This window comes from Arcticibacterium sp. GJ41-1, from assembly GCF_055808875.1.
The window spans coordinates 1,176,327-1,194,021 of the sequence record NZ_CM147888.1 but is presented as its reverse complement, the minus strand read 5'-3'; the positions used below and the strand labels follow the sequence as shown (position 1 = coordinate 1,194,021).

The 17,695-nt window shown below is 37.3% G+C and carries 11 protein-coding genes; 5 read left to right on the top strand and 6 right to left on the bottom strand.

The window, feature by feature from the left end:
* Positions 1-209: 209 nt before the first annotated feature.
* Positions 210-902 (bottom strand): 3-keto-disaccharide hydrolase, encoded by a 693-nt coding sequence (locus AC0L6O_RS04705; RefSeq protein WP_473306695.1) that lies wholly within the window; start codon positions 900-902, stop codon positions 210-212.
* Positions 903-1,129: 227 nt separating this feature from the next.
* Between AC0L6O_RS04705 and AC0L6O_RS04700 the strand changes: the two genes are divergently transcribed.
* The 3 genes from AC0L6O_RS04700 (at position 1,130) to AC0L6O_RS04690 (ending at position 4,577) form a co-directional block, all read left to right on the top strand.
* The gene (locus tag AC0L6O_RS04700) at positions 1,130-1,462 is read left to right on the top strand and encodes a PadR family transcriptional regulator (protein ID WP_473306694.1); all 333 of its coding nucleotides are present in this window, start codon (positions 1,130-1,132) and stop codon (positions 1,460-1,462) included.
* 31 nt (positions 1,463-1,493) lie between these two features.
* On the top strand, positions 1,494-3,917 hold the full coding sequence (locus tag AC0L6O_RS04695) for a PspC domain-containing protein (RefSeq protein ID WP_473306692.1): 2,424 nt from the start codon (positions 1,494-1,496) through the stop codon (positions 3,915-3,917).
* A 144-nt stretch (positions 3,918-4,061) separates the two neighbouring features.
* Positions 4,062-4,577 (top strand): methyltransferase family protein, encoded by a 516-nt coding sequence (locus AC0L6O_RS04690; protein WP_473306691.1) that lies wholly within the window; start codon positions 4,062-4,064, stop codon positions 4,575-4,577.
* On the opposite strand, the gene AC0L6O_RS04685 is transcribed toward AC0L6O_RS04690, so the two are convergent.
* Together AC0L6O_RS04685 and AC0L6O_RS04680 are read right to left on the bottom strand one after the other, a co-directional pair.
* On the bottom strand, positions 4,574-6,652 hold the full coding sequence (locus tag AC0L6O_RS04685) for a BatA domain-containing protein (protein ID WP_473306689.1): 2,079 nt from the start codon (positions 6,650-6,652) through the stop codon (positions 4,574-4,576). The two genes, AC0L6O_RS04690 and AC0L6O_RS04685, sit on opposite strands and share 4 nt — an antisense overlap.
* A 14-nt stretch (positions 6,653-6,666) precedes the next feature.
* On the bottom strand, positions 6,667-7,404 hold the full coding sequence (locus AC0L6O_RS04680) for a glycosyltransferase family 2 protein (protein ID WP_473306688.1): 738 nt from the start codon (positions 7,402-7,404) through the stop codon (positions 6,667-6,669).
* Between the two features lie 264 nt (positions 7,405-7,668).
* On the opposite strand from AC0L6O_RS04680, the gene AC0L6O_RS04675 reads away from it, so the two are divergent.
* Positions 7,669-8,019 (top strand): YciI family protein, encoded by a 351-nt coding sequence (locus tag AC0L6O_RS04675; protein ID WP_473306686.1) that lies wholly within the window; start codon positions 7,669-7,671, stop codon positions 8,017-8,019.
* Complete coding sequence (locus tag AC0L6O_RS04670) at positions 8,019-9,302, top strand: RNA polymerase sigma factor (protein WP_473308499.1); 1,284 nt, start codon at positions 8,019-8,021, stop codon at positions 9,300-9,302. Before AC0L6O_RS04675 ends, AC0L6O_RS04670 begins: the two co-directional genes overlap by 1 nt.
* Positions 9,303-9,355: 53 nt before the next feature.
* Here the strand turns inward: AC0L6O_RS04670 and AC0L6O_RS04665 are convergent, their stop codons facing one another.
* The 3 genes from AC0L6O_RS04665 to AC0L6O_RS04655 all read right to left on the bottom strand — a co-directional run bounded on the left by AC0L6O_RS04665 (position 9,356) and on the right by AC0L6O_RS04655 (position 17,426).
* Positions 9,356-12,676: a VCBS repeat-containing protein gene (locus AC0L6O_RS04665; protein WP_473306685.1), complete on the bottom strand. Its 3,321-nt coding sequence runs from the start codon at positions 12,674-12,676 to the stop codon at positions 9,356-9,358.
* Between the two features lie 153 nt (positions 12,677-12,829).
* Positions 12,830-14,407 (bottom strand): SusD/RagB family nutrient-binding outer membrane lipoprotein, encoded by a 1,578-nt coding sequence (locus AC0L6O_RS04660; RefSeq protein WP_473306683.1) that lies wholly within the window; start codon positions 14,405-14,407, stop codon positions 12,830-12,832.
* 10 nt (positions 14,408-14,417) lie between these two features.
* A complete protein-coding gene (locus tag AC0L6O_RS04655; protein WP_473306682.1) occupies positions 14,418-17,426 on the bottom strand; it encodes a SusC/RagA family TonB-linked outer membrane protein in 3,009 nt (1,002 codons plus the stop codon).
* Positions 17,427-17,695: the final 269 nt, after the last annotated feature.

The window sequence follows — 17,695 nt, the reverse complement described above, 5'->3', positions numbered from 1 at the left end:
AACAGAACCAAAGTGGCTCCTATTCTTGAAGTAATTTTACAATAACCATACCGATAATACTATAAACCAACGACTCATGAATGTTTCATCAAAAAAAACGAACATTGGGTACATTCATATCAAAACCCCGAAGCCATAGAATAAGGACGTTATAAACACAACATTATCTCTAAACTTATTTAGCGGTACATATTGAAAGTTTCAAATAATTAGTCTTTTGATAGTTTTTCTATTGAATGGTACATTACTTTTCTAAACTCTACTTCAGAGCCTTCTGACTGCAAAGCAAAAGCCCCTCTGCTGGCAGTGGCATTAAAACCATGATTAATCATTTTTCCGTTTAACCATACTTTAACTTGGTCATTTAAGCACTCTATTCGCATATAATTCCACTCACCTAACTCATTTTCCATATTACCTGTAAGGTTTGGAATCCTTCTGTTTTTCTTACCATCTACACCCCAATTTTCTTTAGGACCTCTTCTGGCTTCCATGTTAGGCACTTCTATATTTTCACCAATGCACCAGAAATCACCTGCATTTTTATGTTTAAGTTGCACTTCAATAGACTGTGGAAACATGGCATAAAGCCTTCTTGGTTTTGAAACATGTACTAGAGCTCCGCAATTTCCAGGTTCACCTACAAACCTATATTCTAACTCCATGCTGTAATTAGAAAAAGAATAGTTTGTAATTAGATGACCACCAGGAGTACCCAAAGACACAAGGTTTCCATTCCTAACAATAAATGGATTTCGGGCGTCTTTGTCTTTATCCATCGCCGGTACATCAATGTGCCATCCAGAGAGGGACGTACCGTTAAAAAGTGAAACCGCCCTTTTAGAGGTGGTACAAGACGACAAGAATAGTAAAGAAAGAAAGGCTAGATTGATATATTTCATAAGATAGGGTTATTGGCATAAATATACGCCTGTAAAAGTTTTTACTATAATTTTTGAACCTCTCAAACCATGGATTAGCCGATTATCATCAAAAAACAAAAATAATGCACCTAGTATCTTGCATTACAAAGTACCTTCCATTATGTTTGTGTCACAATTATGAAAAAGCTAAAAACAATTCTAAAGAGTGAGGCTACCACGCTTCACTCTTTTAAAACCAAAAAAGAATGAAAATAGAAAATGCCAAAGTGCAGATGCGAAAAGGTATTTTAGAATACTGTATCCTGCATATTATTTCACGAGGGGAAGTTTACGCTTCTGAAATACTAGACGAGCTTATTGAAGCCAAAATGATGGTGGTCGAAGGCACGCTATATCCCCTACTTACTAGACTTAAGAATGCAGGCTTACTAGAGTATAAATGGGTAGAGTCCATTTCTGGACCACCAAGAAAATACTACATCCTTACCGATGCTGGGACAGAATCCTTAGTAGCATTGGAAGCAACGTGGCAAGGCCTTTCGGCATCTGTAAAAACTATCACATCAAAGAAGAAATAAGCACCATTTACTGGTTATCAATTAATTGGTTATGAAAAAAACAATACAAATAAATATAGCAGGGGTGGTCTTCAACATTGAAGAAGAAGCCTACGAAACCCTGAGCAATTACTTAAGCTCAATTCAAAGCTACTTTTCTAACTATGAAAGCAGCGAAGAAATAGTTGCCGATATAGAAGCTAGAATAGCAGAGAAATTCATTGGCAAAAATAAAGCAGACGACCTTCCAGTTATAGGAACTGAAGATGTAGCTCGTGTAATGGCAAGTATGGGTACCGTGGCCGATTTCCAGGCTATTGAGGAAGAAGAAGCTGAGTCTTTTGCCCAAGAAGCTCCAAAAAGTTCTGAAACAAAAGAAGAAAGAAAAGCTCCTAAGAGACTTTACCGAGACAATAAAAGAAAAGCTCTTGCAGGCGTTTTATCTGGATTAGCAAATCATTTTAATGTAGACGTAGTATGGTTTAGAGTAATTTTCTTAGTAGCGGCTTTAGGTTTAATAGAGTCTGGTGCCGGAGCTGTTTTTATACTTGCCTACGTTATATGCTGGATAGCTATTCCTGCAAGTGATGAATTAAAAGAGCAAGAAAATATTAAGAAGTTTTACAGAAATGGAGAAAACAAAGTGGTTGCTGGTGTAGCTAGCGGACTTGCCTCCTACTTCGGACTTGATGTCGCTATTATCAGAATAATCTTTGTAGTAGGTATTGCATTCTTTGGTGTTGGCTTAATTGCCTACTTAGTTCTCTGGGTAGCGTCGCCTATTGCCGAAAGCCTTACTCAAAAAATGGAAATGAAAGGCCAAGCTGTCACCATTGAAAATATTGACAGTAACATTAAGAAAAAACTTAGCGATAAGTCTTCTGGAATAACACCTAGAAACGAAAGCCCTTTTGCTACCATTTTACTATTACCTTTTAGAATACTAGGAAAACTGTTCCAAGGTATTGGTCAATTGCTTTCAAAACTTGGTCCTGTGTTTAGAGTATTGATGGGTATTTTCCTTTCTATTCTTGGTTTAAGTTTGACCGTAGGTGCCATAGTGGGTACTGCTGCATTTTTTGGACTAATGAGCGACCACAGCTGGTTTAACAGTAGCGACGATTTAGGTCTTTTCACAAGAGACTTAGACCCATCTGCAGGAATATTCCTTTTCTTGGCCACAGCCTTGCCGGCCATTGGTGTACTTATCTCTGGAATATTCTTAATATCAAATAACAGAATAGGAAACCGTAACTTCTGGTTAACAGGACTAGGACTATGGGTTTTAGGAATTGTAGGTTTAGCTATTTATGGCGGCAAATACTCAATGAATTATGCCAAAAACGCTTCTGTAACACAGAAAGAAAACTACACTTTTACTAGCGACATCATTTACTTAGACACTAATGATAATTACAGCGAAAACGACTTCGACTTTAACAGTCAGGTTAGAATCTTAGAGTCTTACGACAATAAAGTAACTTTAGAAAAAAGGTACTCAGCATCAGGAAGTACACGTAACGTAGCAAAAGCAAACGCCGAGAAACTAATTTACAATGTCACTCAAAAAGACTCACTGCTTATTTTTGATGAAAGAGCTAGACTAAACCCTGAAACAGGCTTTAGAAACCAAAAGGTACATATTGACTTAAAGATACCTATCGGTCAAAAGGTACATTTAAGCAATGAGTTTGCCCGTAACTTACTATCAAACAGCTGGTCACTAAAATCTAAATATGGACTTAGTTCTGACGATTTTGACGCTCTTACCTTTACGTTAAACAAGAATGGAAAATTAGAGTGTGAAGGGTGCGAAATTCTTGATGACGATGCTAAAGAAGCTATCAATAGACGTGACCATCATAATTTCAACAATGACGACGAGGAATTTGACAGATTAAGAAGCGACTATACCAGAACATTCGATTTCACAGACTTTGACGGTATTGAAGTGGGCGGCCAGTTCAGAGTACTTATTCGCCAAGGAGACGAATACGGCATTGAGTTTATGGCAGAAAGAGAAAGAGATATTGAAGACCTAAACGTAAGGCTTGATGGTGGAGAGCTTGACATCGACTTTGAAGACAGGTTCTTTGAAAACAGAGGAAAGGTTATTGCATACATCACCATGCCGAACTTAGAATCTTTAGATATCTCTGGAGCATCTAAAATAAAAGTATTGTCTTTTGAAAATATTGACGAACTTGATATTGACCTCTCTGGAGCATCAAATGCCAAACTAGACATAGAAGCTAGAAAAATGAGAATAGATGGCTCAGGTGCCTCTCATATGGAAATCAGAGGTAGTGTAGAGGAAATTGACATGGACATATCGGGAGCCAGCAGGTTTGAGGCAAAAAGAGCTGAAGTAGGCCGAGCTTATGTGGATGCCTCAGGAGCCAGTCATGCAGATTTTGGTAAGGTTAAGCAGCTTCGTTCTAACACAAGCGGAGCCAGCCGAGTAAGTAGAGATTAAATCTTCTTATTTCCTTTAACAGAAAAGTGCTAATTTCAGGTCTTAAAGATTCTGAGATTGGCACTTTTTACATTTCCGGTACTTGTAGTTTTCTTTGGATGGTTAGGCTATGGGCTTTTGCACAGCCTGCTAGCTAGCTCTGTTATGAAAAAGGTAGTAGAAAAACACCTCCCCTTTCTCTTTAAAAGATACCGGCTTCTTTATGTGATTTTTGCCTTAATCATTCCAATTCCATTACTTCTTTACCAGCTCACAACTAAAAGCCCTGAAATATGGACCAACTACAGAGAAATAAGACTAGCAGGTGGTGTTTTGGCGGGAATGGGACTCGCAACGCTACGAAAAGCCCTTTCACACTATGACCTAAAACTATTCCTTGGTTTTAAATCAAATTCTGAAGAAGAAGACGAACCTTTCAAAACAGATGGCCTCCTTGCCAAAATGAGGCATCCGATGTACACGGCTACATTGATGATTTTCTGGGGTTGGTTTCTTTTCAATAATACCTATCAAAACCTGGCTTTCTGTACCGCCAACACCCTTTACATATTAATTGGCATATTCTGGGAAGAGAAAAAACTCGTAAACCTTTACGGTCAAAAATACGAGGACTACAAAAAGAAAACGCCGATGCTGATTCCTAAATTTAGAAAGGGTTAACCCTTCATAAAACGAACTAGCAGCACCTCAATCAATAGAAAAGCCAGAGCAGCATATAGGAAGTATTTCCATAGCTGAACGCCAAAGTTTTGTTCAGCAAATGTGCTGATAAAGTCTCCGTCTTTAATATTATCAAAAACAGTAACGTTTGACTGCTTTTCAAAAATAGTTCTTAGCTCCTCTGGTGTATAATTCCCCATCCTTGATTCTTTAGAATCATGGTTTAAGCCTAAAATGGAGTGTTTCACACCATCTACTTGCAACTCATAAAAACCAGATTCTAGTTCTTGGCTTTCTGATAAATCTACAGAAGATGGCAATTCTAATAACAGCTTATTGCCACGTACTTGCTGAATTGGCAATATCTCAAAATCGTCTTTCTTTAGACTGTAAACAGCATTTTTTGGAGCATCTGCAAAAGGAATCACCAACGTACCTGCATTGAAATTATAGGCTAATTGCTGTGGTTTAATACTTAATGCCGCCACTTTGAACAGTGTAGGAACAAACAATGCATGCTCAGCAAAATTGCCGTAGGTCATACTTAATGGCGAAGCCAAAAGATATAGCGAACCATTTCCGAAGTCTGTTTTGCCAAGAAAAGCCTTACCACTTTTTAAACTCAATAATTTATCTCCTAAACCCGTCCAAGAAATGGTAGCTTGTGCCTTTGGCAAATTCACCACGGCAGCAGAAATAGATTGCTCAAAAACATCCGCAAAAAATGGCATATTCTTATCTGGCACCTCCAATTCCACCTGCCTACTTACAGATATAGAATCTCTTACCGCAGTCAAGGTATTTAAACCCAAAGAAGAAACCAGTTCTTGATAAGTCAATAAATCAGGATTTTCTCCTGGTATTAAAAACAAACTTCCGCCACCTTTTACAAAATCTATAAGCGAGCTTTTAAGGTTCTCCCCTATTTGATTTAAGCCTTCTACCACCACTAAATCCGCTCCACTTACTTTGGCTAAATTGACATTACGAATGCTATACTGCTCAAAATTAAATAGACTATCGTCATCATATAATTTGGCAATATAATCTGACGCTGATTTTTGTTCAAAAAGGTGCAAAATATTGATAGCGGGAGAAACATCCACCACAAAATACTGCTCATTGTCAAACGTGATAGGCTGGTCGTCAAAACTTACCGAACCCATGTGCTGCCCCTTACTTCTGACCGTGAAGTTAAAACTAGCAGTAGCATAACTCTCAGGACTTACAGAAACCGAAGAAGTAGAAGTTTGCACGCCATCAATCATTAGTTTGATAGGCATTTTTTCGATAGCCTCGTTTCCAGAATTAAACACTTTTACATTTAATAAGGAATTCTGCATTTCTCTAATAAATGGTGACGATAGCCATACAGAATCTACAAAAACGTTCTTTGAAACGTCTCCCTGCACAGGCACTAAATAAACTTGATTGCTACTATCAGTCTCTAGATTTAATAAATCGCCTACTGTACTCTTTTGAAAATCAGAAAACCAGAAAAAATTATCACCATCTTTGGAAGCTTCTTTCTCCGCCATTCTCACCTGCCTTTTATAAACAGATGAAAGACTTCTAGCCTCCGGCGAAAACCGCACTCCCGTAAGACGGTCTCTTACTTTGGTAGCACTATTTGCAAATTGGTCTTCCCCAGAAAAATCATTGGTAGTGAGCTGAATATTTTGCTGATTTTTAAACAAAGCCAACAACTCATCTATCTTAACCACCGCCAAATCAATAAAACGTTTATTGTCAGTGGTGTTTTGCATACTCAGCGAATTATCTAAGTAAAGGCCATTGATGCCTTTGGCAGTACTGTTAGCACTTAAACCGTTTTGAGCAGGAAAAAATGGTTGGGCAAAAGCCAAAACCAAAGCCGCTAAAAAGAGCATTCTGGATGCCATAATGAGCCATTGCTTTAGCTTTCTAAAAGAAGAAGTTTCTGTTTCTACTTTCTTTAGAAAAGCCACATTAGTAAAATACACTTTCTTGGTTCTACGGAAATTAAATAGGTGAATAATCACCGGTACCGCTAGCACCAACAAACCCCATAAAAGCCCTGGATTTAAAAACTGCATATACTATTGTAGGTTTAGTTTTTTTTCATGTAGTCGCCTCTAGAAAAATATTTTTCAATAAAACAGTACATCAAAATGAAGAAATAACGGCTACCCATTTCTTTTATTTTCAATTTTGACTCTCCGTACTTTCTATTTGTCCAGCTGTTTGGAACCACGGCATAAGAATAACCTCTTACCATAGCTTTCAGTGGCAACTCAATAGTTAAATTAAAATGAGGCGACATAAATGGCTTCAGACCATCCATAGTTTCTCTTTTATATAGCTTAAAGGCATTTGTGGTGTCGTTATAGTCAATTCGCATCAACATTTTGACAATAAAATTAGCCACTCTATTAATTACCTTTTTATGCTTTGGGTAGTCTATCACCTTACCGCCTTTAATCCATCTGCTACCAAAAACACAGTCTACATCTTTTAGCTGCATGGTTCTGTAATACCTCACCAAATCTTCTGGGTCGTCTGACATATCTGCCATAAAAACAGCTACGCAATCTCCAGAAAAACGCTCTAAACCATATCTCACAGCATACCCAAAGCCATTCGGTCCTTCATTGGTTTCAAAAACCAGTGTTGGTATTTCTTTTTGAAGTTCGGTTAAAACTTCAATGGTATTATCTTTAGAATTATCATTAGTCACCCATATTTCATGGTCAATTTCATGCTTTGACAAAGAGCTATACAAAGACCTCAGAGTTTCTGGAATAGATTCCGCCTCATTATAGGCTGGAATTACAACGCTTAATTTCATGTAGCAAAAATGCTTAGAAAAGCTGATTATGACAATTTAGTTTCAGAGTTTTGGACGCTAGCTTTTAAAACTCTTTACTTTTAATGGATGGTCAAATCTAAATTTTATAGGATTTGAAATTGAAAAACGAAAACAACACCCATAAATTACTAGTTACTAGCACGATAAAACAACATTAAGAAATAATTCAAAAAACCTGTCCAAAAAAAGCATCTGAGCTCGTCTTAAAACCGAAAGATGTTTAAAACTAAAAAAATAACAATCATGAACACTTACTTATTATTATTCAGAGGCGGCGATTCTACTTTAGAAACATATTCTGCAGAAGAACAACAGGCTCATATGCAAAAATGGTTTACTTGGATGGGCGGCTTATCGGAGAAAGGTTTAATGCTCGGAGCTGAGCCTTTACATCAAACAGGAAAAACAATAGCGGGGAAAGACAAAGTAGTATCTGACGGCCCGTATATGGAAGGTAAAGAAATGGTGGGCGGCTACCTGATATGCAAAGCTGCCGATTATGATGCAGCTGTGGAAATAGCGAATGATTGTCCTGTTTTAGAATTTAAAGACGGCAATGTAGAAGTAAGAGAAATTCAGGTAATGAATATGTAATACTCGATAGTATCTCTGCCTCAAACACAAATATTGAACAGCTAACCGACCATCTTTTCAGGCAAGAATCTGGGAAGATGGTTGCTGTTTTGACTAATATATTTGGCGTTGCCAATCTAGCACTAGCCGAAGATGTGGTTCAAGACACCTTAATTCAAGCTTTAAACACTTGGAAAATTAAAGGAGTACCCGACAAACCTGAAGCTTGGCTTTTCAGGGTGGCAAAGAATAAGGCGATTGACCAGATTAGAAAGAATAAACACAGCGAAAGCTTTGACTTCACAGAAAACGAAAGGCAACTTCTAAACTCCGAATACACCATAAATAGCAGCCTAGAAAATTACTGGAAAGAGGAACTCATAGAAGACCAGCAGCTAAAAATGATGTATATCTGCTGCTCCCCAGAAATTAGCCCAGAAAGTCAGATAGCTTTGATTTTGAAAACACTTTGTGGCTTTAGCACTCCAGAAATAGCCAAAGCTTTTCTAACTTCAGAAGACACCATTTCTAAACGACTTTACAGAGCAAAAAACTTTTTCCGTGAGCATAAAACAAAGTTTGAGCTACCCGAAAAAGAGAAACTACAAGAGCGAACGTCCAAGGTGTTAAATGCCATCTACTTACTTTTTAACGAGGGTTACAACTCAAGTAGCAATAAAAATCTGATAAGAAAAGACCTCATTCATAATGCTTTCATGCTGGGCAAATTAATTACGGACAGCCCAATCACCACCAACCAAGAAGGGTTAGCACTAGTGGCTTTGATGTGTTTTCACGCTGCCCGAGAAGAAAGCAGATTAAACCCGGAGGGCAATATCATCTTACTAGAACATCAAAACAGAACACTTTGGAATAAGGAACTGATAAACCTTGGCGTGCAATATTTAAATAAAGCAAGTGCTGGTGAAAACATTAGTGCTTATCATATAGAGGCCGCTATTGCTTTTGAACATTGTAAGGCTTCCAGTATTGTAGAGACTAATTGGAAGCATATTTTGACTCTTTACGATTTGCTTTTTCAAACAAACAAATCTCCGATAGTAGCATTAAACCGTGTGGTGGCCTTTTCTCAAATTTATGGAGCTAAAAAAGCTATCAAAGAACTGGAGAAAATTAAAGAACTAGATAATTATTACCTCTACCATAGCTTTAAAGGACAACTATATAAAGAAACAGAAGAGCCAGAAAAAGCCCTAAACGCTTATAAGAAAGCCCTAAAACTCACCAGCTCAAAGGCTGAACAGAATATGATAAAAGGGAAAATGGCAGAGCTTAATAGCTAAAGCCAACCGCAATAACTTAGAGTGTTTAGACTACCCCACAGACCGCCGAATATTTAATCTGATGTGATATAAGTTTTGATTGGTAAACTATTTCTCGCGAAAAGTAACATCAGCGTATTATTGGTAGATTTTACCGCAAGAACATCTCTTACTTCGCCCAAAATATTCAAACCACTTTCTTCAAGTTGAAGCGGAGTAAATTGACCATCGCCCTTCCCTATTAGAACGAGTCCTTTATTCGCATCATATCTTCCATATTTAACTCTTGTTCCATAAAAGTTTCCTGCCAAAATAATGTCTAACTTATTGTCCTTATTAACATCAAGTACCTCAATGGCGTGAATAGGAGCTAACTGTGCCAAATCTGGTAGACTTGATAATTTAAATTTATTAGCCCCCAAGTTTTCAAGATAGGACGTAGCAAAAGTTTTCGCCTTTAGTGTAATGGCACTGTTTAGTTCTTTCGTGCTGAAAATATCAGTGATTCCTTTATTAGCATAAGACGAGTAGTCTACGTATTTGGATTTTATGAAGTTAAGCTGCTTACTGATGTCATCTTTGGAAAATACTGGATAGTTTTTTCCTGAATAATAAGTTGATAAAATTGGGTCAATAGAGCCATTTCCATCAAAGTCTTTGGCATACAAAGTTACAGGCTCTTTTACGCTAGCTTTGAGTTGAGAATTCAGTCCAAAATTCCCTAAAATATAATCCATATCGCCATCACCATCAAAGTCACCTTCTCTAATAGTATTCCACCAGCCTTCTGAATCTCCCAAACCAGAATCTAAAGAAATCTCTTTCATTTTTCCACCAAGGTTTTCAAAAGCTCTTATGGCCATAAACTCTCCAACAACAATTAAGTCTGTCTTTCCGTCACCATTAAAATCACTCCAGATGGCGTCAGTCACCATACCTAGTGTGCCGAAGTCAGCACCTACTGCAGATGTTTTATCTTTAAAGTTACCTTTTCCATCATTTTGTAGAATATAACTACTTGGAGCATTAGGGTATTTACCAGGCTCTAAACGACCGCCTACAAACAGATCTAAATCACCATCTGAATCATAATCTCCAGCTTTTACGCACGAACCGCTAAACAGCATTTTAGGTAAAGCTTCTGTACTTTTCTTAAAGCCTCCTTTGCCATCATTGATGTACAGTCGGTCTTGCATTTCCTGAGAAGTACTCTCCGCTTCATTACCACCACTTACCACATATAGATCTTGATCATTATCTCCATCTGCATCAAAAAACAGTACACCAATATCCTCGGAGTTACTATCTTCCATAAATACCGAATTAGAGCCTTTTACAAAACCTCCACTTTTAGTTTGATAGAAAAGCATTCCAACCTGTCCTTTGGCTCCGCCAATAAATACATCCTCTAGTTTATCATTATTAACATCGGCTACGGCCATTTTAGGGCCTTGTGTTGAGAGTTTATGAGGCAACAGCACTTCTCTATTAAAGTCAATGTATTCGTTCTCTTGATGACTATAAGTGTCAAAAATAGATTTTGATGTTTCTTTGAATAATGGCTTTAATGAAAGCGATGAATTATCCTCTTCTTCTTTAGCATTAGATTGATTGAGGGTTATTGTTTGATTAGCTTTTTGATTGCTTAATTTCTGCCTACGCCCATCAGGCCAAGTCACTGTCAGTTCTTTTATAGTTTTATTAGCTCCAAGACCAAATACCAAATCGTAAGAAACTGAAGACTGAAATCCTCTGCTAGGCATGAGTTCCTGAGAAAGCGTTTTTTCTTCTAAATTTAACTCCACTTTAGAGCCAATACCGAAGGTATTTTTCCCTTCACCAATGAGCTTAATTCTTAAAAAGTTATTAGTGGTTAGTTTCTCACTATTATTCCGATAAATAAATGCTTCAGAATCAGTATTGTTTACTATCAAGTCAAGATCTCCGTCATTGTCAAGGTCAGCATAAGCTGCCCCGTTAGACAAGGACAATTTGTTTAAGCCCCAATCATTATTCACCTTAGAAAAGGTAAGATCCCCATTATTATGATAAGTATAATTCTCTTGAATGGAAGAGGGAATATTTTCAAGTAATTTATCAATGGACATTGGAACACCAGTCTTATTCTCGTTTAGTTTTTCCTGAACTGCGAAGTTCATAAAGTCCATATTGGTATAGTCTTTCTTAACACCATTGGTAATGTAGATATCCTTGAAGCCATCATTATCCAAGTCGCAAAACAATGTCGACCAACTCCAATCGGTTCCATCTACTCCTGCAAATTGACCCATCTCGGAAAAAGACAATCCATCGTTATTTAAATGGAGCATATTCCTCATACTTTGTTCGTAAAAACCATTTTTTACAAGCATTTGATATTTATCATAATTGTCTGGACCAGAAACCATCTTTTGACGCGTATTGCCCTCAGGCCACATATCTAAGGTCATAATATCAGTATACCCGTCATTGTTTATATCAGCAATATCTGAGCCCATTGAAAAATGAGAAGTATGTCCAATATAACTTTCTAGACTCTCTGTAAATGTTCCATTCTTATTATTCAGGTATAAATAATCCTGCTCGTTAAAATCATTTGAAATGTAGATATCCAACCATCCATCATTATTAATATCAGAAACTGATATGCCTAAACCAAAACCCAAAACATTAGCTGTAAGTCCCGCTTCTTGCCCTACTTCTATAAACCTTCCATTTTCATTTTTATATAATTTATCTTCGAAATAAGGGTCTCTTCTAGTCTTTAGTCCATTTGTTACCGAACGAAAACTTGCAAACTCTTGAATAGAATGATTAAGCACGTAAAGGTCCAAGTCTCCATCTTTGTCATAATCGAAAAAAGCTCCCTGCGTAGAATAACCTTCATCTGCAATTCCATATTCAGCTGCCTTCTCTGAAAACGTAAGGTCTCCATTATTGATAAATAGCAGGTTCTTTCTTTTATAACTGTCTTTGGCCGCTGAGCGGCACACATAAATATCTAAAAAACCATCACCATTAACATCTGCCATGGTTGTACCTGTATTCCAAAATCCTTCAGCAAAGACTCCTGCCTTCTGAGCTATTTCTTCAAATTCAAAATTCCCCTTATTCACATATAACCTACTACCCACCATACTCCCTGTGAAATAGATATCTTGTAAACCATCATTGTTAATATCACCAACAGACACGCCACCTCCATTATACAGGTAGCCATATGTGAGGATATTAAACTCGGGAGTTTCCTTTATTAGGTTTTTAAACTTGATGCCTGTATAGCTACTCGGAAGTAGGGAAAACATTTTTGAATCATCTACACTATTGCATGATGTCAATACAGAATTGGCCAGTGTAAATAGAATTATCGCAATGCAGATTTGATTGTTTTTCAATTATCTCTAAAATTTATTCAATTTGAATTAGATAGTGTTTTTCATTAGAAATTTCTTCTAATATACAGCCCTTTATGGGTTTGTCATTATAAAAAAAGCACGTGTATTTTTAATACACATGCTTTTTAAAACCATGCTTGTCAAATCTCCTTCTTAAAAGTTGGGTCCGCCGGTGTCCCACCATAGGCGAGTACCTATTTCATCTGGCCCATTTAATTTGGCTGTTGCATCTGCTACACCATCTGGGTTTCCATTTCTTTCGTTAATCACAAATGGCATTCTTCTTAAGATTTCTCCATCAGGAATTGTCCCCCAGTCCGCATTACTACTATTTTGATATACTGGTGGTAATTTAGGATAACCTGTTCTTCTGTGGTCCATCCATGATTCCATTTCATTTGTATAGCAAGCAATCCATTTCTGAGTAATTATCTTTTCTAGTTTCTCCTCATTGGTATCTGATTCATCCCATGCAACCGTACTGGTTATATCACTTGTGAAAGCATTTACTCCAGCAGGAGCTTTAGGGTCTACATAGTCTATCGGAAGGCTAGTATCATCTGCAAGGTAAGCATCTACGCCACCAGCACCCCAAAGTTCAAAAGATGCTCTAACTCCAGACTCATAATTAGATTTAGCATCACCAGCACCAGCCCAACCTCTCAGTGCTGCTTCAGCCTTTAAGAAGTAAACCTCATCAGCACTCATTACTTTTCTTTGAGTTACACCAGCAGGGTCATTAAAGCTAATATCAATAGTAGAAAAACTTAATCTATCATCTTTTGCTACTAATTCCGCACCATTTCTAATTCCTTTATAAGGCCAGTCTGGATGATCTGTAACTAAAGACAAATCAGATACCGGGTCAAAATACTTTTCTATCCTGTTGTCTTTATAACCTATCAAAATAGACTCCATAGCGGCACTCATACGTGTATCTCCCCACTCAAAACAGATTTGTGCAGGGTGAAATTTTGAACCATAACCAGAGATATTAAAATTATCTGCATTGCTAGTCATCAAGCCAACAGGGGCCGCTAGAGCTTTTTCACCTTCTAACTTGGCTAAAGCAGGGTCTACCTTTGAAATTCTCATTGCCAATTGTAAGCGTAAAGAATTAGCGTAACGAGCCCACTTGCTCACGTCTCCACCATAACTAGCGTCAAAACTATTAAGACCTACATAGTCCATGTTATTACTAAACTCAGCAATAATTCTATCCAAATCACTAAAAAAGGCTTTGTAAAGAACCTCTTCACTATCATACTCTACAGTACCTGTTTCACCAAATTTGGTGTAAATAATAGGCCCTTGATAAAGTGTCACACGAGACATAGAAATGATTTTGATTAAATTAGCCCACTCCACAAATACCGAGTAACCGTCATTTTCCGCTATTTCAATTACCTGCTTAGCAGGTGCCATCACATTATTATACTCTCTATCCCAGTACCCGTTCCAGCGGATATAATAAGTAGTGTTATTAACGCCACCAACAAAAGGAGTTGGAGTAGCCAGGTGTTGAGAATAGGTTACATTAGTCAAGTTATGATCAATCTGATTTCCAAAAATCTGACCAAGCATAGAAGGATAAAAAGATCCTACATGATTAAAGTCTTGCTTCAATGATTCTGTAGAGATTTGATACGGATTCGTATTTATCTCTTCAAAATTGTCTGTGCAGCTTGTAAATGCAAAAGCCGCAATAATTAGATATATAAACTTCTTCATTTTTTATTATTTAGAAAGTTAATTTAAGATTTAAACCATAGGTCCTTGTGGATGGTAAATTAAAGTTATCAAGACCTTGAGCATTTTGATTTGTACTCATTGCTAACTCTGGGTCGAAAGGAGCTTTCTTATACAGAAAGAATAAATTATTACCAATGAAAGAAAGGCTTGCTGCTTTAACAGGAAGTTTAACCTTAGTCATATCAAAGCTATAGCCCAGATTCAGCTGACCTACTCTAATATTTGTACGGTCATAAACATAAGCCTCACCTATTCCATTTCTATCCCCTATAGCTCTATACCATGTCTCAGGGTCAACAGATGTTATCTCAGCATCTGTAGCTATATCAACTCCATTTACTTCAACACCACCTGCATCACGTGCTTCTGCAGTCCTTAAAGAAACACCAGCACCGTCAAGCATTGACTCAGTTTGGCTAAACACTTTTCCTCCAAACTTACCATTAACTAAAATACCCATAGTTAGCCTCTTGTAGCTGAAATTATTATTCCATCCAAGTGACCATTTTGGGTCCAAATTACCTATCAATTCAGTTGTAGCTGTTCTCAAAGGTTTTCCTCCGTCAAAAAGAATTCTGCCTTGGTCGTCTCTTTGGAATTTCAATACATATATATCATTAAATCTTCCACCTTCTACAAGCTTAGACTCAAACCCTTCAGAGCTACCTAATTGTATGATTTTTTCGTCATCAGGTCCTATGTCTACGATTAGGTTACGGTTCCTGGTAAAGTTAAACGCCGTTACCCATTCAAAATCATTTGTTCTATATGGAGTGGCACTCAAAGTAAACTCAATCCCCTTGTTAGAAATTTCACCATCATTAATAAACTCAGTAGTGTATCCACCTTCTCCAGAAACAGTAGGAACCGGAATAAACTGGTCTTTACTCGTTATATCATAATAAGTTAAATCTAAACCTAAACGGTTATGAAAGAATCTCCAATCCGCACCAAACTCTAAACTTGTAATAATTTCAGGCTTAGCATTGAAAAATGGCTTTACTGTATTTCTTACAACCCCACCACCAGCGTTTATCGTGTTTTGAGGGAAAATTCTGTTAAACGGCACTTCATTACCCACTTGCGTATATGATGCTCTCAACTTACCAAATGTAACAAATGATGGCATTTGGAACATTTCACTCACAATACCAGTAAGACCAACAGATGGGTAGAAGTACGAGTCATTTCCTGTTAATGCCAAGGTAGATGCCCAGTCATTTCTTCCAGAAAGGTCAAGGAACAAGTACTCTTTCAGTCCGAACTGAAGGTTGGCAAATAAGCCTTGCTTAACTATTGTTCCATTTGTGGTAGAACTAACCTGAACATTAGTTGGTAAGTTTTGAAAATAGAATTCATTTGGGTACAAAAGACCTACCGTTCCTGTAGCCACATTAACCCCTTCGCCATAAATCGTTTTTTGATAACTACTACCTACAACTGCATTTAAGCTAAGGTCCTGAGTTAAGTCGGTATTATAGGTCAAAATCGCATCGGCGTATGCTAACTGGTCATCATACTTGTTATAATCCCAAGCTCCGTTAGGATGCACATTTGTTGAGTTTGAGGTAGCAGCATGCTGCTGCTCAAATAACTTATTAGCATAGTCATAATTACCTCTAACCTGAAAAGTCAAATTATCAAGAATATTGTAAGCAACACTCATGCTCGCAATTACCCTTTTAGAATCATTCGTTTTTGGCTGGTTATTGAGAATCCAATAAGGATTTGACTGATGGTGGTCAGACACAAACCAGTTCTGCTGATACAGGTTACGGTCTGCATTAAACGTTTGATAGTTTTCTTTATAATCCGCAAAGTCTCTATCTCTCGGAAACATATATAATCCAGTAAGCGGGTTCAAATAATACCCTGCTGGTAATCTGTTTTCCGTTTTCTCTAGAGCAAGAATGACATTTGAACTGACTGTAATTTTATCATTCAGCAATTTTGTTGATTGTTTGAATGAAAAGTTATTCTTCACATAGTCATTGTTTGGAGTAATACCACTTGCTTTAGTATTGGCATAAGAAAAGTAGGCTTTGGTTTTATCTGTACCTCCACTTATTGTAAGTGCATTATACATACTATGCCCAGTTTCAAAAAAGTCTTCCACAAAAGAATCGTCGTAGCTTCCTTCGGTAGTAGACCAACTCTCCTTCGCATTACCAATGGCACCATACTTATATTGAAGTTCAGGTAGCTCAATAATTTCTTCATTTGTAAAACCAGAGTTCAAAGTAACTGTTGCTTTTCCTGAAGCACCAGATTTAGTTGTTATTAAAACTACACCATTTGCCCCTTGGCTACCATATAAAACCGCAGCGTTAGAACCTCTTAAAACACTAATACTCTCAATATCTTCTGGGTTAATGGCAGAAAGCCCATCTCCACCATCTGTTCCTCCCCACATTCCAGGCTGACTACCTCTATTATTAGCCATTGGAATACCGTCTATTACAAATAAAGGAGAACTATCTCCACTTAAAGACTTATTTCCTCTTAAAACTACCTTAGTAGAACCTCCAGCTCCTGAGCTACTTTTTTTAATCTCAACACCCGCAGCTTTACCTGAAAGGCTATTCATAAAGTTAGGGTCTCTGGTACGCACTAGCTCTTCTGAGCTAACAGTTTGCTGTGCATAGGTAAGTGTTTTTTCTTCCCTCTTGATTCCTAAAGCTGTTACCACAATAGCGTCCAATTGGCTTGCGTCACTGAGCATTGATATATTCAGTGTGCTACTATTGCCAACCTCCACATTTTGACTTTTCATACCTATAAAAGAAAAAGTCAATACATCATCGCTGCCTGCCATGATTTTGTACATACCTTCTGAGTCCGTCAGTGCCCCAACAGTTGTACCTTGCACCACCACACTTACACCTGACAGGGTGGTGCCATCTTCGGAATCTGTAACGGTGCCCGAAACCATTTTCTTCTGAGCCATGGCCGGGAAAACCCCCATTACCAGCAAAATAATTAGTATTTTTTTAATCATTTCCAGTTTGTTAAAGTTTAAATAATAAGAGCATTAAATATTCAATTTCCTTTCCCGAAAAGTCGAAACAACCAAATAATCACCTTTAAAATAAACAATAAGCGACACATTAATTCACTTCAGACTTCATACTCAATAGAATATTCCAAGCCAAGGGCTTAAAATTAAATATTAAATAAACTTAAGAAGACAAAATTAAATACTGAATAAATTTAAGAAACAAATACTAAACCTCCTGCTTTAATTCTCAAAAAATATTAGTATCTGAA

What these genes read in the sequence shown, in the direction of transcription:
- AC0L6O_RS04705 (WP_473306695.1), bottom strand. Translation starts at nt 902, where the DNA reads ATGAAATATATCAATCTAGCCTTTCTTTCTTTACTATTCTTGTCGTCT.
- AC0L6O_RS04700 (WP_473306694.1), top strand. Translation starts at nt 1,130, where the DNA reads ATGAAAATAGAAAATGCCAAAGTGCAGATGCGAAAAGGTATTTTAGAA.
- AC0L6O_RS04695 (WP_473306692.1), top strand. Translation starts at nt 1,494, where the DNA reads ATGAAAAAAACAATACAAATAAATATAGCAGGGGTGGTCTTCAACATT.
- AC0L6O_RS04690 (WP_473306691.1), top strand. Translation starts at nt 4,062, where the DNA reads ATGAAAAAGGTAGTAGAAAAACACCTCCCCTTTCTCTTTAAAAGATAC.
- AC0L6O_RS04685 (WP_473306689.1), bottom strand. Translation starts at nt 6,652, where the DNA reads ATGCAGTTTTTAAATCCAGGGCTTTTATGGGGTTTGTTGGTGCTAGCG.
- AC0L6O_RS04680 (WP_473306688.1), bottom strand. Translation starts at nt 7,404, where the DNA reads ATGAAATTAAGCGTTGTAATTCCAGCCTATAATGAGGCGGAATCTATT.
- AC0L6O_RS04675 (WP_473306686.1), top strand. Translation starts at nt 7,669, where the DNA reads ATGAACACTTACTTATTATTATTCAGAGGCGGCGATTCTACTTTAGAA.
- AC0L6O_RS04660 (WP_473306683.1), bottom strand. Translation starts at nt 14,407, where the DNA reads ATGAAGAAGTTTATATATCTAATTATTGCGGCTTTTGCATTTACAAGC.
- AC0L6O_RS04655 (WP_473306682.1), bottom strand. Translation starts at nt 17,426, where the DNA reads ATGATTAAAAAAATACTAATTATTTTGCTGGTAATGGGGGTTTTCCCG.